At 34.7% G+C, this 20,510-nt stretch carries 20 protein-coding genes and 2 pseudogenes; 20 read left to right on the top strand and 2 right to left on the bottom strand.

Translation table 11 applies throughout. The features are described from left to right. Positions 1-70: 70 nt before the first annotated feature. The 14 genes from ACQKKK_RS25015 (at position 71) to ACQKKK_RS24950 (ending at position 14,508) form a co-directional block, all read left to right on the top strand. On the top strand, positions 71-652 hold the full coding sequence (locus ACQKKK_RS25015) for a glucose-6-phosphate isomerase (RefSeq protein WP_427619827.1): 582 nt from the start codon (positions 71-73) through the stop codon (positions 650-652). Positions 653-772: 120 nt separating this feature from the next. Beyond that, positions 773-1,729, top strand: a complete 957-nt coding sequence (locus tag ACQKKK_RS25010) for a shikimate dehydrogenase family protein (protein WP_427619826.1) — start codon at positions 773-775, stop codon at positions 1,727-1,729. Between the two features lie 60 nt (positions 1,730-1,789). Further along, the gene (locus ACQKKK_RS25005) at positions 1,790-2,809 is read left to right on the top strand and encodes a zinc-dependent alcohol dehydrogenase (RefSeq protein WP_427619825.1); all 1,020 of its coding nucleotides are present in this window, start codon (positions 1,790-1,792) and stop codon (positions 2,807-2,809) included. A gap of 43 nt (positions 2,810-2,852) precedes the next feature. Beyond that, positions 2,853-3,896: a substrate-binding domain-containing protein gene (locus ACQKKK_RS25000; RefSeq protein ID WP_427619824.1), complete on the top strand. Its 1,044-nt coding sequence runs from the start codon at positions 2,853-2,855 to the stop codon at positions 3,894-3,896. A 65-nt stretch (positions 3,897-3,961) separates the two neighbouring features. Next, a complete protein-coding gene (locus ACQKKK_RS24995; protein WP_427619823.1) occupies positions 3,962-5,020 on the top strand; it encodes a Gfo/Idh/MocA family oxidoreductase in 1,059 nt (352 codons plus the stop codon). Continuing rightward, positions 4,998-6,494 carry a sugar ABC transporter ATP-binding protein gene (locus ACQKKK_RS24990; protein WP_427619822.1) on the top strand — a complete coding sequence of 499 codons (1,497 nt, stop codon included), beginning with the start codon at positions 4,998-5,000 and terminating at the stop codon, positions 6,492-6,494. Before ACQKKK_RS24995 ends, ACQKKK_RS24990 begins: the two co-directional genes overlap by 23 nt. 1 nt (position 6,495) lies before the next feature. Then, entirely contained in the window at positions 6,496-7,500 is a 1,005-nt protein-coding gene (locus tag ACQKKK_RS24985; RefSeq protein ID WP_427619821.1) for an ABC transporter permease, read from the top strand. 35 nt (positions 7,501-7,535) lie between these two features. After that, complete coding sequence (gene nagB, locus ACQKKK_RS24980; RefSeq protein WP_427619820.1) at positions 7,536-8,264, top strand: glucosamine-6-phosphate deaminase; 729 nt, start codon at positions 7,536-7,538, stop codon at positions 8,262-8,264. Between the two features lie 264 nt (positions 8,265-8,528). Continuing rightward, on the top strand, positions 8,529-9,887 hold the full coding sequence (gene fucP, locus ACQKKK_RS24975) for an L-fucose:H+ symporter permease (protein ID WP_427619819.1): 1,359 nt from the start codon (positions 8,529-8,531) through the stop codon (positions 9,885-9,887). Positions 9,888-10,301: 414 nt separating this feature from the next. Then, a complete protein-coding gene (locus ACQKKK_RS24970) occupies positions 10,302-10,538 on the top strand; it encodes a transposase (protein WP_427619818.1) in 237 nt (78 codons plus the stop codon). Between the two features lie 466 nt (positions 10,539-11,004). Continuing rightward, positions 11,005-11,181, top strand: coding sequence for a hypothetical protein (locus ACQKKK_RS24965; RefSeq protein ID WP_427619817.1), 177 nt, complete (start codon positions 11,005-11,007; stop codon positions 11,179-11,181). Between the two features lie 865 nt (positions 11,182-12,046). Continuing rightward, positions 12,047-12,916: a DUF6843 domain-containing protein gene (locus ACQKKK_RS24960; RefSeq protein ID WP_427619816.1), complete on the top strand. Its 870-nt coding sequence runs from the start codon at positions 12,047-12,049 to the stop codon at positions 12,914-12,916. Next, entirely contained in the window at positions 12,885-13,142 is a 258-nt protein-coding gene (locus ACQKKK_RS24955) for a hypothetical protein (protein ID WP_427619815.1), read from the top strand. The genes ACQKKK_RS24960 and ACQKKK_RS24955 overlap by 32 nt, the downstream gene beginning before the upstream one ends. Positions 13,143-13,587: 445 nt before the next feature. Continuing rightward, on the top strand, positions 13,588-14,508 hold the full coding sequence (locus ACQKKK_RS24950) for a VanZ family protein (RefSeq protein ID WP_427619814.1): 921 nt from the start codon (positions 13,588-13,590) through the stop codon (positions 14,506-14,508). Between the two features lie 324 nt (positions 14,509-14,832). On the opposite strand, the gene ACQKKK_RS24945 is transcribed toward ACQKKK_RS24950, so the two are convergent. Next, the gene (locus ACQKKK_RS24945; RefSeq protein ID WP_427619813.1) at positions 14,833-15,348 is read right to left on the bottom strand and encodes a DinB family protein; all 516 of its coding nucleotides are present in this window, start codon (positions 15,346-15,348) and stop codon (positions 14,833-14,835) included. Between the two features lie 134 nt (positions 15,349-15,482). Here ACQKKK_RS24945 and ACQKKK_RS24940 point away from each other — a divergent pair. From ACQKKK_RS24940 to ACQKKK_RS24915, 6 genes and pseudogenes are all read left to right on the top strand, one after another. Further along, a pseudogene (locus ACQKKK_RS24940) lies at positions 15,483-15,936 on the top strand (recombinase family protein). 169 nt (positions 15,937-16,105) lie between these two features. Further along, the gene (locus ACQKKK_RS24935; RefSeq protein ID WP_427619812.1) at positions 16,106-17,032 is read left to right on the top strand and encodes an alpha/beta hydrolase family protein; all 927 of its coding nucleotides are present in this window, start codon (positions 16,106-16,108) and stop codon (positions 17,030-17,032) included. Positions 17,033-17,085: 53 nt separating this feature from the next. Further along, complete coding sequence (locus ACQKKK_RS24930; RefSeq protein ID WP_098373447.1) at positions 17,086-17,406, top strand: YbjQ family protein; 321 nt, start codon at positions 17,086-17,088, stop codon at positions 17,404-17,406. After that, on the top strand, positions 17,406-17,633 hold the full coding sequence (locus tag ACQKKK_RS24925; protein WP_214786810.1) for a hypothetical protein: 228 nt from the start codon (positions 17,406-17,408) through the stop codon (positions 17,631-17,633). Before ACQKKK_RS24930 ends, ACQKKK_RS24925 begins: the two co-directional genes overlap by 1 nt. Positions 17,634-18,543: 910 nt before the next feature. Continuing rightward, the gene (locus ACQKKK_RS24920) at positions 18,544-19,077 is read left to right on the top strand and encodes a hypothetical protein (protein ID WP_427619811.1); all 534 of its coding nucleotides are present in this window, start codon (positions 18,544-18,546) and stop codon (positions 19,075-19,077) included. Positions 19,078-19,264: 187 nt separating this feature from the next. Continuing rightward, a pseudogene (locus ACQKKK_RS24915) lies at positions 19,265-19,453 on the top strand (hypothetical protein); the annotation flags it as partial. A 218-nt stretch (positions 19,454-19,671) separates the two neighbouring features. On the opposite strand, the gene ACQKKK_RS24910 reads toward ACQKKK_RS24915, so the two are convergent. Further along, positions 19,672-20,088, bottom strand: coding sequence for a VOC family protein (locus ACQKKK_RS24910; protein ID WP_427619810.1), 417 nt, complete (start codon positions 20,086-20,088; stop codon positions 19,672-19,674). Positions 20,089-20,510 lie beyond the last annotated feature (422 nt).

The raw sequence follows: 20,510 nt of genomic DNA, 5'->3' as shown, positions 1-20,510 counted from the left end.
AGAAATCTGTCTTTGACTTTCACCTTCATGAAACAACAATAAACAGTTTAATAAAAAATAAGGAGTGTTTATGATGATTAAAGATTTCGCTGTAACCCCTTTTACAATGTATTTTGACTTAAAAAATGGTATGACTGATGAAAAAATCACAACCAAAAGATATCTTTCCAATATGAATGGAATGTTTGCTGATAACGAAGCATTAAAAGAAATGATTAAAGAAGATATTCTTGCTTATGAGTTTTATGAATTAAGCTTGCCTGAAAAAGATAGTAACCTATTATTTGGCACAAGTATCGTTTATCCAGGAAAAGTTGGAAACGAATATTTCATGACAAAAGGACACTTCCACACAATCTTAGATACTGCTGAAGTATATTATTGCTTAAGTGGAAAAGGGTATATGCTGATGGAAAATCCGGAAGGAGATTGGGCTGCTGAGGAACTAACTCCAGGTAAAGTTGTATATGTACCAGGTAGATATGCTCATAGAAGTGTTAATGTAGGAGATGAACCACTAGTTACTTTCTTTGTATTTAGAGCAGATGCAGGTCATGATTATGGAACGATTGAAACAAAAGGGTATAGAAAATTAATTATTGAAAAAGATGGAAAAGTCGAAATTGTTGATAACCCTAAGTGGAAGAGTTAACTCATTAGACAAAAAAGAGGTTTGTTATTTAAAATTTAGATTTCTAGAAAAATATATTTTAAATTAAGGGAGCTAATAACCTCAATAATTATATAAAACCAATCAGAGGAGGATATTATCTTGAATTTAGAAAAAGCAACGAAACCAACTTTTTATTTTATTGGTGTTACAACAGCACAGTCTTCTATTATGAAGTTATTTCCACTATGGGCAAAGTATTTGGGTTTGGATGCTGATATTAAAGGTATTGATATTGAAATTCACGCTGAACCAGAAAAATATCGTAAAGTCGTTACATTCATCAAAAATGATCCTTTATCACTTGGTGCTCTTGTTACGACACACAAAATTGATTTATATAATGCAGCAAACGATATTTTTGATGAACTAGATCCTTATGCACAACTTTTCGGAGAGTTGTCTAGTATTTCAAAAAAAGATGGGAAGTTAATTGGTCATGCAAAGGATCATATCTCTAGTGGATTAGCTATGCAAAATTTTATTCCAAAAGATTTTTGGAAAAACCATAATGGTGAAGTATTTGTTATGGGGGCGGGAGGAAGTGCGATTGCGATTACCTCTAATTTAATTGAAGCTATAAATGGCAACAATCGTCCTTCTAAAATTTATGTTTCAAACCGAACCCAATCAAGATTAGATTCTATGAGAGATGTTATTTCTCAAGTATCAAATGATGTCAATATTGAATTCATTAAAGCAGATGATCTTACTAAAAATGACAATATAATTTCTAAATTGAAGCCTTATTCTTTCATTATTAACGCAACTGGATTAGGTAAAGATAGACCAGGTTCTCCTCTAAGTAATGACGCTATATTTCCTGAAAATAGCCTTGTATGGGAGCTGAACTATCGAGGGGATTTATTATTTATGCATCAAGCACTGTCTCAAAAAGATGAAAAATCTTTCCATGTTGAAGATGGTTGGATATATTTCATCCATGGCTGGACGCAAGTTATATCAGAGGTATTCCATATTCAGTTGAATAGTGAACAGTTTACAGAAATTGAACGGATATCAAGTGAGTTTAATAAACAAAAAGCTGCAGAAAAGTAAGTCATTTTTGACTTACTTTGTATTTAAATGAAAGCGCTGTTATAAGAGGGGGAGAAATTATTGATCCAAGTAAAATTGGTTCAGAGTGGACGTTTTGAATTAGAAGAAGTAGCAAAACCTCAGGTAAGGGCTAATGAAGTACTGATCCGTGTAAAAAATGCAGGGATTTGTGGAACAGATATTCATTCTTTTCATGGAAAGCACCCTTTTATTTCAACACCTATTGTACCTGGACATGAATTTTCAGGAGTGATTGTTGAAATAGGACAAGAAGTACCTCAAGAGATGTTTTCAATAGATCAAAAAGCGACAGTAGAGCCATCGTTAGTATGTGGAAAATGTTATAACTGCCAGATTGGTCGTTATAACATATGTGACCATTTAATTGTATTAGGATGTCAAACTGATGGAGCATTTAAAGAATTTATTTCAGTCCCATGGCAAAAAGTTGTGCCTTTAGATGACTTCATGTCTTTCGAAGATGCTGCAATGCTTGAACCTTTGGCAGTGGGTATTCATGCTGTTGAGATTGGAAAGGTGAATAGAGGAGATCATGTTTTAGTAATTGGAAGCGGTGTAATTGGTCTTCTTCTTGCACAAGCTGCAGAAGTAAGGGGTGCTATCGTTACAATAGTTGATATTTCAGAAGAAAGACTCTCAAAAGCTATTGATCTAGGGATTAAAAATGTAATTAACTCAAGCAAAGAAGATATATTAACTTCAATCAATAGGATTTCGAAAAATGGAATAGATACTATTTTTGAATGTGTTGGCCATCCATCAACCATTCTCCAATCGATTGAAATTGCCCGAAAGGGAAGTCGTGTTGTAATTGTAGGGGTTGTTAATGAAGATGTAATGCTTCCTGTTAATTTAATTCAGGATAGGGAGTTGGAGCTTTTAGGTGATTTAATGTACACGAAAAAAGATTTTGATAAAGCAAAGAATTTAGTTGCAGAAGGGAAAGTGAATCTAAAAGATTTGCTGACCAAAACATTTGATTTGAAAGATATTCAAAGTGCTTTCGAATTTATTGAACAATATAAAGATACTACATTCAAAGTCTTGCTAAGAGTTTGATAGAAATTAGAATTACACAAAAATGGTAAGAGGGGGAAATAGAGTGATAAATGTTTTTAGGAAATTCAAGTTATTATTCTTGGTATTACTAATAGTTGTATTTACTGCGGCTTGTTCATATGATCAGCCAGCTAGCACAGATTCATCAGAAAGCAATAGTGGTCAAGCTGTAAAGCCTATCGACAAGGAAAGAAGCGAAATTAAAATTGGATTTTCAATTAAAAATCAAAATGCACCTTATTTTGTAGCGATGGTAAAAGAGGCTGAAAATGTAGCAAAAAAAGGAGGATTTCAGATCATTACAGCTGACGCACAAGGTGATATGACGAAACAGATTAGTGATGTGAATGACATGCTCACACAGGGTATTGATTTACTATTACTCGATCCAGCAGATCCAGAAGGTTTAGTACCAGCGACCAAATCAGCAACTCAAGCTGGGGTTCCTGTTGTAATTGTAGATAGTACTATTTCTTCAAAAGCTGATTACGTGACTACCGTTCAATCAAACAATACTGAAAATGGAAAATTGGTTGGTGAATGGGTTGCTTCCCAGTTTGGTAAAAAAGAAGTGAAGGCAGCTATTCTTAGTGGAGAAAAAGGAAATCCTGCGGGTCTAGAAAGACGCCAGGGTGTCATTCAAGGTTTGATTGAAGCCCAGCTTAGAAATAACGGGACTACTAATTTAGAATTTGTGGCACAGGGATGGGGCAATTGGGCTCAAGAAGGTGGACAGAAAGCAATGGAAGATACCCTAGTAGCCCATCCAGATATAAATTTATTGATTACTGAAAATGATAGTATGGCACTTGGTGCAAAAACAGCAATTGCTCAAGCTGGTAAAGAAGATCAAATAATGATAGCAGCTGCAGCTGATGGACAAAAAGAAGCATTGGAACTTATTAAAAATGGTGAGTATGCAGTAACCGGTTTAAATGATCCTGCTTTAATTGTGCGAACGGGTATTGAAGCCTCCCTTGCTATTCTCGAAGAAGGAAAGTCTTATCCGAAAACTACCTATACACCAGCGGTAGCTATTACAAAAGAAAACGTTGATAAATATTATAATCCAGACTCAGAATTTTGATAAAAAATTAATGAGTAGCCTGCTACTAGCTAGCATGGCTATTCTCACATAACAGGAGGCAAACAATGAAAAAGATAAATATTGCAATCATTGGCGCGGGGCGGATGGGACAATTACACACGAAAAATTTTGAATATTTTGTCTATGGCGCAAATGTAAAAGCAGTATGTGACCAAGAGAAAGCATTGGCACAAAAGCATGCAACAGAAGTGGAAGCTGAGGTGTATTCCGATGTTTCAGTTCTACTTCTTGATGAATCTATTGATGCCGTTGTTATTACTACACCCGTTCAGACACATAAGACATTTGTATTGCAGGCACTGGAAGCAGGAAAGCATGTTTTTTGTGAAAAGCCACTTTGCTTAAATATTGAAGATGCGAATGAAATGTATCAGAAAGCAAAGGAAACTAAAAAAGTATTTCAGGTCGGTTATATGAGACGTTTTGATAAAGGTTATGAAACCGCAAAACAAAAAATTTCTGAAGGAGCAATTGGAACCCCTGTCTTTATTCGATCAACAAGCAGGGATCCGGGATTACCTCCTGTTCCAGGTTGGGGCTGTTTCCCTGAGAAGTCAGGTGATATTTCTTTTGAGCTTTGTTCACATGACTATGATTCTATTAGATGGCTTTTGGATGATGAGGTGGAAAGCGTTTTTGGTCAAGCAGCTGTTCTTTCTTCTATAAAAGAAAAGGACATTTGTGGCGGGACAATGATGAATGATACGATCGCTCTTACATTAAAATTCTCTAGAGGTGCTCTTGGTACTGTTGAAGGACTATTAAATATTAAGTACGGATATGACGCAAGAACAGAAATAATAGGTGATGAAGGAGTTATTTCAATTGGTCAAATGAATTATATTGATGTAGTCACTGGCACAAGTGAACACAAAATTTCACTACCTACAGCACCTTCATTTACTGATCGGTTTGCTGAAGCTTATATAAAAGAGGGGCAGCACTTTATCGACTGCATCTTTAGTGGACAAACTCCACTTGTAGGAGTCAGAGATGGACTGGAAGCAGTGAAAATTGCTGCAGCTGTCAATAAATCTATTCAGTTAGCTGCACCCGTAAATGTGACAGGAGAGATGTTATATGGATCAAACATATCGAATTGAAATGAATAACATCAAAAAGTCATTCGGAAAAGTGAATGTGCTTAAAAACGTATCATTAAAAGTAAAACCAGGGGAGATCCACGCCTTTTTAGGAGAAAACGGGGCAGGGAAATCAACGTTAATGAAAGTTTTATCAGGGATTTATAAGAAAGATGATGGAGAAATTAAGATTGATGGAAACTTAGTAGATATAAAAAATCCTAATATTGCAAAAGAGCTCGGTATTGGTATCATCTATCAGGAACTTGCACTAGCACCGGACTTAACTGTAGCTGAAAATATATTTCTTGGAAGTTTTCAAAATAAAAATGGGATCGTTCAGTGGAACGACATGAATAGTAAAGCATTTGAATTGATTAAAAGTATTGGGTTTCAGGTGAACCCGAAAACGATTACCGGTTACTTAAGTGTAGCACATCAACAGGTAGTTGAAATTTGTAAAGCATTGTCACAGAACGTAAAGGTTCTTATATTAGATGAGCCAACAGCGGTATTGGCTCCGCAAGATGTAGAAAAACTATTTGATATTTTGAAAACCTTAAAATCCCAAGGAGTAAGTATTATATATATTTCCCATCGTTTAGAAGAAATTTTTGAGATCGCAGATGCTATTACAGTGTTAAAGGATGGAGGGGTAACAGGTAGCGTTTTACCTAAAGAGGTATCAAAAGACCAGTTGATCAGCATGATGATTGGTAGAAACCTAGAAGCCTTATTTCCGGAAAGAAATGCTCAAATTGGAAAAGAAATGTTAAAGATTGTCAATTTATCTACGAAGGAAAAACTCAAAAATGTGTCTTTGACGGTGCATGCTGGAGAAGTAGTTGGTCTTGCTGGTTTAGTGGGAAGCGGCAGGACAGAAATTGCTAGAGCCTTGTTCGGCGTTGATAAACTCGAATCAGGTGAATTTATTTTAGACGGTAAATCGATTCAAACTAAATCGCCTTCTGACGCGGTGGCAAAAGGAATTGGCCTTGTACCAGAAAGTCGCAAAGAGGATGGACTGGTCCTGCCTATGTCGATTCGAAAGAACATAACGATGACTCAAATAAAGTCTATTACGAAATTTATCAACGTCATTCAAAGTAAGAAAGAAAAAGAGATGGCCAATGATTTAATACAGAAGCTTCGGATTAAAACTAATAGTTGTGAAACACCTGTAGAAAACTTGAGTGGTGGAAACCAACAAAAAGTAGTATTGGCGAAGTGGTATCATACCAACACTAAAGTTCTTATTTTAGATGAACCAACGCGGGGGGTAGATGTGGGAGCCAAGGTGGAAATATACCAATTAATTAATGAACTCGCAGAAAAAGGCCTTGGTATCATCGTCATTTCTTCAGAACTCCTTGAGGTTATTGGTTTATGTGACAGGATTTATGTAATGGATGACGGCAGAATAAAAGGTTCACTCACTAAAGAGGAATCGATTACTGAAGCAAAAATTATGAGTCTTGCTGTAGGAGGTAGCTAAAATGAAAGATTTACATTCATCACAAGGAAAAAAGCAGGTAATTACAACCCAGGGAAGGCAGCTCGTATTGCCCGGTAATCTTTTTAACTTTTTCTTAAAATATAATACGATTATTATCTTCGGATTATTAATCATCATGGCAAGTTCTCTCTCTGATGTTTTTTTCACAGATAAAAACATCCTAAACTTGCTTCGCCAATCAGCAGCAATAGGGATCATTAGTATGGGGATGCTTCTTGTTATTATGACAGGTGGAATTGATTTGTCGGTCGGTTCATTTTTAGCGCTAGGAAGTGTATTAATGGCTTTCTTTCTACAAAGTTATTCCCTGCCTGTTGCTTTACTTCTTACATTAGCAATCGGAATAGTACTTGGTAGTATTTCCGGTTATCTGGTTGCGTATAGAAATATGGCTTCCTTTGTAGCAACTCTTGCTATGATGACTGTCGCTAGCGGACTTGCCTTTATAGTTTCAAAAGGCTCGCCTATTATGATTGATAATCTAGCAGTAACAATGTTTGATAGAAGCTATTTTCTTGGTATTCCGTCACCGGTAATTGTCATGTTCGTATTCTTTTTTATTACGGTATTCATTTTAAGGAGAACGGTCTATGGACGTCTTTTAAAAGCTATAGGCAGCAATGAATCTGCAGTTGTTTTATCTGGTGTTAAAACACACTATTATAAGTTCACTGTATATAGTATTTCAGGTGCATTAGCTGTCGTAGGTGGAGTGTTGACGACAGCTAGAACGGGTGTCGGCTCTCCGTTAGTTGGTGCTGGACTGGAACTTGATGCGATTGCAGCAGTTGTCATCGGCGGTGCGGCATTAAACGGTGGAAGAGGAACAGCATTAAATACATTAATGGGTGTATTTATTCTGGGACTGATTGGAAACATTATGAATCTTATGAACGTTCCAGCATACCCTCAGCAAGTTATTAAAGGCGCTATCATTGTATTCGCAGTTCTCTTTCAAGCAGTACAGCAGAAACGCCGAATTTAAACAAAATGTAAGTTAAAAAAGGAAGTGTCTTTACAATGCGATTGATTGTTACAGAAAATTATGAAGAAATGAGTTATTTAGCTGCTCAAGAAACAGCAAAATTTATTAAAGAAAACCCAGCATTAGTTTTAGGATTATCAACTGGTGGAACACCATTAGGAACATATCAGGAACTAATAAAATTGCATGAAAACGAAAACCTGGATTTCAGCAAAATAACAACCTTCAATTTGGATGAATATATCGGTTTAGAACCAAAACATCCTCAAGGTTATACGCGTTATACGTGGGATAACTTTTTATCCAAGGTGAATATTCAAAAGCAAAATGTTCATATTCCACCTGGCATTTTTAAAGATGAAAAGCAAGTTTTAAAAGAATATGATAAAAAGATACTTGAAGTAAATGGTATAGATGTTCAAATACTAGGCGTTGGTGGAAATGGACATATTGGCTTTAATGAACCAAATCAATTCTTACATTCAAATACCCATATTGCTAATTTAACTGACGAGACCATAAAAGATAATTCTCGTTTCTTTTTAAATATAAATGAAGTGCCTAAACAAGCAGTAGCAATGGGAGTTGGGAGTATTTTAAGAGCAAAACACATTATCTTTATTGCTAGTGGAGATGAGAAAGCAGATGCCGTTAGAAAAACTTTTAATGAAAATATCACAACTCACTGTCCATCTTCTCTCTTACAATTACATGCTAATTTGACTGTTATTTTAGATAAGAAAGCAGCAAGATTACTTAATTAAGATAAGACATAATTTAAAATTGACAGAGTATTCATATAACAATTTTCAATATATTCAAAAGTTTAAATAATAGTGTGGACAATTTTAGCTAAAAAATATAATTAACTATCATATGAAAATAATTTGGAATAAATAGGAATATATTTTTCTGACTATATTATCACCCTTTTTAATTTTGAAGTTAAACAACAGAGATCTATAAAAGGCAGGCTATATAAGAATCTCACAAAAAAAATATAAATTTATAATAAGGAGGGTATTGAGATGAAAAACAAAAATTTAACTCAAATGCCTGATGGATATCTTAAGAAAACTCCTATTTTCCAATTTATACTATTATCTATACTCTTTCCACTCTGGGGTGCAGCAGCTAGTTTAAATGATATTTTAATTGCTCAGTTTAAAAGCGTGTTTGCACTAAGCGACTTTGCCACTGCTTTAGTACAAAGTGCATTTTATGGTGGATATTTTTTGATAGCTATTCCAGCTTCATTAGTTATTAAAAAAACTAGTTATAAAATTGCTGTTATAACGGGATTAATATTTTATATTATTGGCTGCTCTTTATTTTTCCCAGCTTCTCATATGGCTACTTACATGATGTTCTTATGTGCAATCTTTGCAATCGCTATTGGATTGGGGTTTCTTGAAACATCAGCTAATACATATAGTTCGATGATGGGCCCTCGAGAATATGCTACTCTTCGTCTAAATATTAGCCAAACATTTACCCCAATAGGTTCTGTAGTAGGTATTTTATTAGGTAAATATTTAATATTTCAAGAGGGAGAAAGCCTTGATAAACAGCTTGCAAAAATGAGTCCAGAACAGGCGCATGCTTTTAGTTTGGAGATGTTGCAGCATACTCTACAACCATACAAATATATAATTTTTATACTTATTGGTGTTCTAGTTATTTTCCTTATAACCAAATATCCTTCATGTAAGGCTCAAAAAGATGCACAGTCATCAAATAAAGCTTCAACTCCGGGTATACTGGAAACTTTAAGATATTTAGTGGGGAATGCACGATTTCGTAAGGGAATCATTGCTCAGTTTTTATATGTAGGAATGCAAGTTTCAGTTTGGTCATTTACTATTAGGCTAGCACTAGTTCTTAACGATGATATTAATGAACGTAGTGCTTCAAATTTTATGATTTATAGCTTTATTGCTTTTTTTATTGGGAAGCTTATTGCTAATTTTTTAATGACGCGCTTTTCTCCAAAAAAAGTATTATTTATATATTCTATTATTGGTACATGTTTGCTTGCTTATATTGTAGTTGCATCGAATATGATGGCAGTATATGCAACTATAGCCGTTAGTATGATTTTTGGTCCATGTTGGGCAACTATTTATGGAGAAACACTAGAAGTAGTAGAAGAAAAAAAATATACCGAAATGGCTGGTGCTATCTTGGTTATGGCTATTGTAGGAGGTGCCGTAGTACCCGCGGTACAAGGTATAGTATCTGATGTGTTAGGATCTATACAACATGCATTTCTAGTACCTATGATTTGCTTCATGTATGTGGGCTATTACTTTTACAATGAAATGAAAAGGGAACAAAAAATAAAAAATACTATAGAAGAAAAGTTAATTAATGTAGGAGTTAAATAAGCAGGGGAGCAAATAACGGGGTTACAATAAAAATAAGTTCTTAACGATTTCTTATGAATGGTTCTGGTGCAAAGATAAAATAAAAGAGAATAAAATGCATATATTCCTAGCGGAATAAGCAGATTGTTATTTTATCTGTTCGTAAAAGTACACTTTTACGAACGGGGTATTTTTATTTGAAAATGATGTTATTTAACGTCCCTAAAAGTTTAAAAACATTTACGGACGTTCTTTGTTTTGCAAATACATTTACGAACGATTTTATAGAATAAGTGATAGAATTAGCATTGAGTGGTGTAAAAAAACGGATGTTCGTTATCGGGGCTATCTGTTTTGTAGTTGCATTTTATGGTTACGACTTAATTAACAAGGTGCAAAAATGGTTCTCGACAGCTTCTTGAGGAACAGGATGATTTGGACATAGAATTAATTAAAAATATATTCCTCAGTAAAAAGGAAAAAGTAGGCGCCCTCCAGATCAAGATGGTTATGGAAAATGATTATTCGGCCGTCATGAATCATAAGAAAATCAGACGGTTGTTGGCAAAATATCATCTCTTCGCAAAAATCAGAAGGGCCAATCCGTATCGAAAGATGGCTAAGGCAGGCTGTGAATCACGAGTTCCATCCGAGTGCAATCCTGCATTCTGACCAAGGATTCCATTACACCCATCCGCTATTTCAAAACAAAGTGAAAGAACTTGGGCTAACCCAATCCATTTCCCGTAAGGGAAACTGTTGGGGTAATGCGCCGATGGAAAGTTATTTGGCCACTTTAAAGATCTAGCAGAATATAAAACATGTACTAATTTAACGGATGTTAAGGAAGAAGTTGATCGAATTATTGAAGAATAAAATCAGTGTCGTTATCAATGGAGACCTAAAGAAAATGGCCCCGGTACAATACCGGGACCACCTATTAGCCTCATAGGCACTTTTTTATACTGTCCGTAAAATGGGGCACAATTCAGAATGTGATCTTCTTTTTTTTATTGTTTGGCTATATAAAGGGGGGGTGGAGTTTCTTATGAACTACCGGGCAAGTTACTTCAACAAATAATCGTGGATTTTATGGTAAAATGAAGAAAATAATGGATTGCTTGTTTGGGGGAGTTTGGTGGAGGCTATTATATTTATTTTTTATTCTATTTTGGGGTTGTTTTTTCTATATTTAGTTATCGAAACGGCAGTAAGGAAAGGTATTAACAGTTCAATAATTGGTCAAGTTCTTGAAAAGAAGTATGGAGCGGGAGAAGATAAAAAGTCTTTTCTTGATAATGATTTGGATAATTGAAATAGAATTGTTAAATAGAGGATAAGGTTGGATTTGATTAAGATGATTCAGCTTTTTCATATGTTCTTCTCGGCGTGATAGTTTTTTACGCCTTGGAGTGGGTAGCTGTTGGTTCAGGTTTTAAGGTACTTGTTGGCGGGGGTTTTGGTTTACTTTTATATATAGCTAATCATATTAGTAAGAATCAAAAAATAATGGGTAATACGGAAGAACCTGATGACAAGCAATAAAAAAATATATTAATAAGCTAACGGGTGCTTTGCATCAAATCAGGGGTTGCTGTGGCAGCTCTTTTTCTTATGACTAATAAAGATAATGCCTAAAACGACTATCATCTGTAGAAAAGTAAGTATAGAAAAAGTGGATGTTTTAGATGCGTATAATAATATCCTTCATCGTTTTCGTCGTTATGGTTCTGATGGGATGCACTAATGATCCACCGGAAAGCAACTATTCACAAAAGAAAAAGTTAGAACAATTATCTAAGAGTTTAATGAGGGAAAGGAAGGTAAGGTGGAGGTTTCTGTTAATGTTGAAAGTACCTTGCCCGATCCAAGTGATAAACCTAGAGGTGTTATTATCTATGACTTAACATCTAAATACGATGAGAAAGCTAAAAAATGATAGATAGAGGTAATACCTATATTGACCCGTTGTAAACAGTCACAGAAAAATCCCATTTCGGTAATGGAAAGTAGAGAACAATGTGGGTCAATCAACCGAAATGAGGAGAGAGGGTACTATATGCTAACTGAGTGTTTTCACAAATGGGAATATGAATTAATCCCGTTATAAATTGTTAAAAGGGGCTTTGATTAAGGCTTTGTGTACGAATGGTAGTGATGAAAAACAAAGGGGAATAAAAATGAATGATATGTTCAGTACAAAGCTTAAATCTGTCTTACTTGTCAGCATTATTCTTGGAGGGTTCTTTCTCCTGTTGGAACTCCGAACAGGTTCGGCGAGCTTTTCTATAATCGTAATGATATATGCTTTCATAGGAAATGTTGTTTACGGGATACCCGTTTCGTTTTTATCGGATTTTGCCACAAAAAAGATCGGAAAGAATCGTTTCATTTTCGCCTCGTTGATCTATTCGGTGTTTGGATTTCTATCCTTCATACTTTTAGGAGAACTCGGAATCTTTGCAGTTATCTGCTCTTTGCTCTTCTTCCTTTCAGAAGAATGGCAGAGAATGAGAAAACATAACAGGGGGCTAAAGCCAGCTAAAAAGATGATAGTAACTAATACACTATCTACCGTTATCTTATTCTCTTTAGCTTTATTTGGGTCAATGTTAGTCTCGGGTCCATTGTTTGAAAAGCATACAAATGAATCTTATCTCATTCCAAAAGGGTATGAGGGTGAAGTTAGAGTGGTGTACAATGTCAAGGATGCTCCAAGTCCTGAAAAAAGTGAAGACTATGATGTTTATCGAATTAATGAAAAAGGGTACACACTCAGCCCCCTTCCTGAGAGAGAAGGAATTATCAATAATCAATATTTTTATATTGATTCAGAAGGACATAAAGAAAAGATTGACGATACTTGCATAAATATTGGAGGCACGGATGGCATACAAATGGATGACTACGAGTACTACAGCTTCTATTTTACTGTCACAAATACACATTGCGGTGAAACGTTTAGTGAAAACGTAGATCCTACAATACCCCGAGGGCTTTCGTTAGAAGCGATTATAAATGAAGAAGGATTGGAAAAGCCTAAGTACTAAATCGAAATTTAGTGACCATTTGACAGGTGTTATTGGTAATACATACGGGAAATTAGCTAAATTTACTTTCCCTGTCGCTGCAAAACATCCAGTCAAGAATGTTTGCTTTATCTTGAATGATGAAGAAGGCAGTATCTTAGGAGGCGTTACAGGGACAATGAAAATCAACAGTATTACATATTGTCTTATTAAAATCTTCATTTGTTACGTTATAGAGAACCTATAATCTTTCACACAGTTTGTGTCAGTTGTAGATTTAAAACAAAGTCACGATGTTTGTAAAAAAGAGGCGATGTTTAAAATAAAATAGCACGTGTATAAAAAAGTTGCGAAGCTTTTCCGCTTTGTTTCGCCTTGTCTAAATAGTCTTTTTATGATGAAAATAATATAGCGTTATTCCGATTATGGAAGATTAAAGGCAGAAAATAATCAAACTTTTTTATAGAATTGAAACTTAAATCTATTAGAAAAGAACATCCGTATCAGATAAGGCTTATTCGAATCTTTTGATCCGTTTCTACACAAAGTCTCTACTTCACGAAACCTTCATATAAAATATTGATTTCCTTGAAACTTAACTATCTTTACAACCGTCAATACTTAGGATTTGTTCATCGTTGTTAGTAAAAGAATAATAATGGATAAATATATGATTAATCAAAGGAGACATTATGGAAATAAAATTAAGGAAACTCATCTTAGTAGGAACTATTTTTTATACAATTTTAATTTTATATTTTCTATTCTTTGCTTTTAATAGATTAGATAATAGATTAGATTATAGTGAATATGGATACACATTTATGTTTGTTCCAGAACTAGTCCCACTTTCATTCCCTAGACTAGCTTTTTCATGGTTATACGATTTAGGAAATATTGCTGCGTTTATCCCTTTTGGAATACTTATTCCTCTGTTGTATCGTGTGAGTTTTAGGAAATTCATCTCTTTGTTTGTCTTGTCAATCCTCATTCTGGAAACTATACAGCCTTTAACCTATCTGGGTAGTTTTGATGTAGATGATGTGATTTCCAATACATTAGGAGCTACGATAGGATTTTTCGCATATAGGGTTGGATTTTCTTCAAAAATGTCTTATAAAAAGCTCATTGTTTCAGCTCTATCTATTTGTGTACTTCTAATTGGAGTAATGTTGATCTCTGAAACCATCAATTTTGCTTTAGAAAAAAGAGAAGGTCCTATTCTAGCTCTGGATGAGATGAAAGAAATTACAGGAAGTATGCCTATGACTGAGGACCTTCCAAGTTTCAATATGGGCAAGAAAATAGAGCCTAAAATGAACGTGTATACTAGTGAAGGTGACAAAGGCAAAGAGTACACCTATATCTTGGGAAACAAAAAAGATGTAATTTTCTATGCCAATTTTGGTATTCCAGACAATGAAGAATTCAAGGGGGAGGTCGTTATAAAGGCAGATGGACAACCGGTAATTCAAATTAGTGAAGAACATTATTTTGGAGTAGAACCTCTTTTAAGGCCCTTTGACATGATAAATGAAATTACAATTATCGTCTCTGGGAACGCTAAGCTGTGGGACGTTGGAATTAGTGAAAAGAAGCATTGGTGGGAGTAATGAAAGAACAAACAAGCAACCAACCAATGAAACCATGATAATCGCTGAAAGGCTGTCGAGAAAGTCTCGAAATCCCTCTTTTATGCTATAATCACTAAATTTACTATCGGATCTTCAATTAGAAGTGTGTAATGATAATAAAGTTGTTTATTTTTGAGGCTGAAAATACACATTACACCGTCCGAAAATGTGGACGTGTAAAAATGAAAGTTATTTAATTTTGGTGCAATTGCTGAATAACACTCCATAGATGTTACAATAAAGCCGTTTAAATTGATGGGTTGTTCCACAATCGCGCCCGTGTGTGAAATTGGCAAAGGCAGTCTAATTATCGAATAGCCCTCTTCCCCTCAGATTTGCGGAAACAGGCTCCTTTCCTATTTCACGTGCCCATATAGATAACTGGCCAATATGGTGAATTTCGTGGACAATGACATGACGTATGATCTCTCCGTGTGTACATTCAATGACTCGGCGCCTGATTGGTGCGTCTCTAGAGCTAATCGGTTCTTCATTGAAATCAGTTTCTGAAAGTTTCCGAGATTCCATTTCATTTGTCCAAGATGTCACAAATGGCTTCACTTTCTCATGGTATTGAGCTGAAAGATTTTTCACTTTTTGTAAGCTAGCATAATCCTCTAACAATGGCTCCTCAGGTACTGGTTCACCTCGCAAACCTAAGATCCACATATATTCCACATCTACAATGTGAAATAGGGTGTGTAGGATACTGCCGAACCCACCGACCCGTTTCTTTAATAGTTCTTCATCCGGTATGTCTTCGCACAATGTAAACCAATCATCACGAACTTGCCAGTTATATAGAAACAGTTTCAACATCACAACAACCTCCATCTTTTATCGATTTAATATTTAATTTTTACCAAAAGACTTCAAAATTCCTTTTTTTTATAATCCTGTTAAAATACTCCACAAACTGGCCTTTTAATGGAATACCCTACCTTGGATATCGGATTTTGGGTAGTGTTAGTACCATAAAACAAGATTTGGAATCTCAATTATATGCTTTAAATAAAGAAGGTTGCGAAATAGTATATTCAGAAAAATTTACAGGAACAAAAGCTAATCGTCCTGAATTCAAAAATTGTTCTCTATGTTAAAATTGGGTGACACTTTAGTTGTGTGAATGCATTTCAAGAAGTAAGGGAGTTTTTTGAAAAAGAAGTAAAGGTATATTCTGAAGATACACCAACGGGAAGAATAGTTTTTAGTATAATGAATGCATTTGCAGAGTTTGTAAGGGATATGATTGTAGAAAGAACCCAAGAAGGGAAGGCTATAGCAAAGCTACGTGATAATTTTAGAGAAGGTCGACCAAAGAAGTTTAATAAAAAACAGATTGAACATTCCCCTAAACTGTTGAAGACTGCAAAAAACGCTTGGAGGAATATGGGTGTTGGGAAATAATATCCATAACAAAAATAAAATTGCTTTACGAATTAACAAGTAAATAACCATTTTGATCAATCATTTTTTTAAAATGGTTTATTTTTATTTACCTTAAAATAAAGGGATTATATGTAGCAAAAATAATAATAATTATTATTATTATTTAGTATATGATGGAGGTAACAGAATGACAGATGAAAAAATCGTCATAGGTGTTGGAACAAAGTACCCACTTAATGGAATGTTGACCATTCCTGATGAAACTAATGGGTTGCTTCCTGCGGTTGTTTTGGTTCACGGCTCAGGTCCAAGTAATATGGATGAAAAAATCGGAAATAATTATCTTTTTAAAGACCTAGCTGAAGCCTTGGCGGAAAGAGGAATTGCAGTGCTACGTTATGACAAGAGAACATTCGTATACGGCAAAGAAATGAGAAACGATACTGGATTATCAGTTAAAGAAGAAACAATTGAAGATGCTATCCTAGCAGCTAACTTATTACGAAAGGATTCACGTATTGATGGAAACAAAATTTTTATTATAGGCCATAGTATGGGAGGTATGTTGGCTCCAAGAATTGATGCAGAAGGTGGAAACTTCGCGGGAATCATAATTATGGCTGGTTCGCCACGCAAATTAGAAGAAATTATAATGAACCAAAATAACGATGTTTTAAATTCATTGAATATATTTTTGAAAATGATTGCTAAAAAACAAATAGCAGCATTATCATCCAAATTCAACAACATCTATAATCTAAGTGACGAAGAAGCAAAATCAACTAAAGTTTTGGGGAAATATGTTAGGGCTTACTACTTAAAAGAAATGGGTGAACATCCATCTACCAATTATCTCGAAGAATTGGATAAACCAGTATTAATTTTGCAAGGAGATAAAGATTTCCAAGTATCAGTAGAAAAAGATTTTGATGGTTACAAAAAATTATTGGGTGATACACGAAATGTAACATTTAAACTTTATCCAAACTTAAATCATTTGTTTATGCCCTCTGTTTATGGAGAAATACTAAAAGCAAAAAAAGAGTATAAGGTAGCACAACGAATAGATAAGCAAGTTATTAAAGATGTTTCCGAATGGATTTATTCTGTTTAAAATATCAAGTGAAGTTTTAAAATACTAAAGTAAATAAGCTGGAGGCGATTAATGTGTTGGTAGTTACCACCGAAAAAATTGAAGGTTACAAAATTGTAGAAGTAAAAGGACCCGCCTTTGGTCTAATTGTAAGAAGCAGAGGGATCGGCGGCGATATCATGGCAGGGTTAAAGTCCTTAGTAGGCGGAGAAATCAAGCAATATACAGCTATGCTTGAAGATTCAAGAAAAGAAGCTATGGACCGTATGATTAAAAATGCCAATCAAATGGGAGCAAACGCAATTGTAATGATGAGATATGATTCTGGAGAAATCGGTAAAAATATGAGTGAAATTGTTGCATATGGAACTGCCGTTATTGTGGAGGCAATATAATGAAATTCATCATAGGGTACTATATATTACAAATTGTTATAGTTATCTTATGCATTTTACTTGGATACTTTATCTATGATAAACGGTTTAAACGTAATCACGGTGTAAAAGTTCCTGATGGATTTCAATCGACAGATGAAATAAATATAGACCCTGTGACTGGAGAAAAAACAAGGGTGTATTATAATCCTGATACGGGTGAACGCTTTTATAAAAAAGAAAAATAATTGCAAACGCAAGGAAATTTAAATATCGAAAAAACCACGGTTTTTGTAAAAATCGTGGTTTTTTTGATCCATATGCTAATCATTTTACTCCATCTTCAATTTTATTTAATAGTTCTTGTTCACTTTCATATTCGATGCAATTATCTTCATCAATATAAGTAGATGAAGCGTCTTGAGATTATCCATACCATTTGCAAACTCTTGTTGAAAATAGCGGAAAAAATATACCTTCCTTTTTTATAATTGAAACAGCCCTTCATTTAATGAAAGGGGTCATTCAAGCAGGTGTTTCTGATAGTACTGGTAAAGATGGAAAAATCGTTTAAGCACTTGAAGAAATTGCACGGGTAACATCGGATAATCCATAATTGCGGCAAAAGCGGGGGGAGAAGGTATTCCGGGTCCACAAGGCCATCAAGGTGACAAGGGTGCTGATGGATCCAAACGAAAGAACAGTGTAACGAATTAGTAGGGAGCGCAGAGACACTAGAAGGATAAAGAGCGGGAATATTACTGCTCTATCTTTATGTAATTTAAAGCTCTGTTAACGGATGTTGTCGATTTTCTTTTGGGACTAAAGGGGCGAGATAGTTCTAGAAGCGTAGCTTATTCGAATTGCGTCTATTGACTATTTTTACTAAAACACCTAATATTTAGTTGATGATATATTAATTGGGCGGCGTGAATTTGTTGAATAATTTAGGTATTCCAGGATTAATTCCATCTTCTCTTTCGGAATATTAGTTTTGTTTTTACTAAGAAAACTAGTGCAATCTATTAGACGGTAAAACCGTCTTTTTTATTGTCACAGTATATGTCACCTCTAGAATAAGTCTTATGGAACTAAAGAGGCAGTTTAGTATAATGAGTGAATATCTAGTACAGTAGTATTAAATAAAGGGGTGTTGAATTGATTGGTTGGTTAATTATTTTCTGTGAGATTGGATTTTGGGTGTTTGTTTTAGCAGGATTATTAGTTAGATATATTTTAAAGAAAAAGAAACTTGGTACATTGTTGCTTATTTGTACGCCAATCGTCGATCTCATTTTACTCATTGCTACTGTTTTAGATTTAAAAAATGGGGCTATTGCCACCAACGTACATGGACTTTCTGCCATTTATATAGGGGTTAGTGTAGGGTTTGGGCATCAGATAATCAAATGGGCGGATACGCATTTCGCTTATAAATATGCAAATGGTGAAAAACCAATAAAAAAGAAAAAATTCGGAAGGGAACATGCTAGACAGGAGCGCTTAGGGTGGTTCCGGCATTTTGTTTCTTGGTTAATAGGAGGACCTCTTTTAGCAGTGATGATCTTTTCGATTAATAATCCTTCTCAGACTCAGGCATTGTTTAATACTTTAAGATTATGGACATTGATCTTGGTTATTGATTTTATCATCAGTTTTAGTTATACCTTGTTTCCGAAAAAAGAAAGGTGAAAATCAAAATTTAATTGTAGATGAAAATAAGGAATTCATATACCTTGTTCCAAAGATTAATTCAGAAATTATACAAAGGATCATATCATCAATGTGAAAATAAAAAAAATCAAAAATATGGAAATAAATATACAGGTTATAAAATTAATGTAACTAGCGTAACAGTGAATATAAGAAAACCCATCGGGTTACATCTACGATTGTTGAAGGGCTTATGTCAAAAAAAGAGTTTAAAGTTACAGGGGTAGGTTATAAAGGTGAACCATTGAGCTTTATAATAAGTACCTCTATCTTAAGTTCTGATCCAAAAGCCCAAGCTCTTGGAACTGAAATCGAATCAATGATTGTTGAATTTCTGAAATCCAAGAAAATATAGACAATATTAGGTAAGGAATCCTATGAAATTATTGTAAAAAGCAAAGACAAAAAGAAGATAAATCAATGAAGAAGGTTCTTCAAGCATTTTGGTTCAATATTTAAGGAGTCTACTTACTAATATGAAGTTAGATGATAAAAATAAAACGCTGTTTTCATAAAGATTGTTGTTTTTGTCACATAAGATAAGGGAACTTCAAATTGCTTGAAGTTCCCTTTCTAAAAAGTGATTTTTAAACTTCTATTGTTGTTCCAAGGGATTGTTTTAATACGTTCTTGCTCTTCACTCTTATCCAAGTATTCAAAAAATCCGAGTCGATTTCCCCAAGGGTCTGTGAAAGTTCCCCATTTCACTGGAACTTCTGGTCTTGAGTGTATTTCAAAACTATCAATCTTTAGCTCTTCTACAAGTCTATTTCTTTCAGCTTCAATGTTAGTAACTCCTAAACGTAATGGTCCGTTACCCTCGGTAAGAGTTCCTTCGGCGACTTGTAACCAACAACCAGGAATGAGTTCCCATTCTGCAAATCCCTCGTGTGGACTAAAATCAGGCTTTTTATTAAGCAGAGTTTCATACCACTTTTGCCCCTCTTTAATGTTGGAAACCCGAACCTGTGTAGTCATTTCAAAAATCATTCGTATCCCTCCTAAATATGTATAATTGAATATAACAATACCATAATTTGGTGATTAATCTGTAAGGATTGTCAAGAAAGCAACAATCTATGCGGGAACAGCGAAAGAAAAAGATACAAATGAAATATAGAGAGAAAATAAATCAAAGTAAAGAAGAGGAAGCAAATTCAGAAAAAAGTGTTTGTTATTTCTACTATCATTGTTATTACGGTGTCATACTGGGCACACTTTTTTTCATCTTAACTTCCACTACAAAAATCTGAATGCTGTTTATCTCTTTAATTAACAGGTGCTTTACTTAAATAAGAGAGAGTTGCTATGGCAGCTCTTTTTCTTGTGTGCCAGGCATGGCAACTATCTAGGTGGTGAAAGTCCACTGTGGGGGTACACATCGACCAACCACTAAGGAAGCGCAAGGTACT

The organism is Peribacillus sp. NPDC006672 (genome assembly GCF_050274955.1).
In the GTDB taxonomy this organism is placed as follows: Bacteria; Bacillota; Bacilli; order Bacillales; family DSM-1321; genus Peribacillus.
The sequence above is the reverse complement of the archived record's forward strand: the minus strand, read 5'-3'. Positions and strand labels throughout refer to the sequence as shown.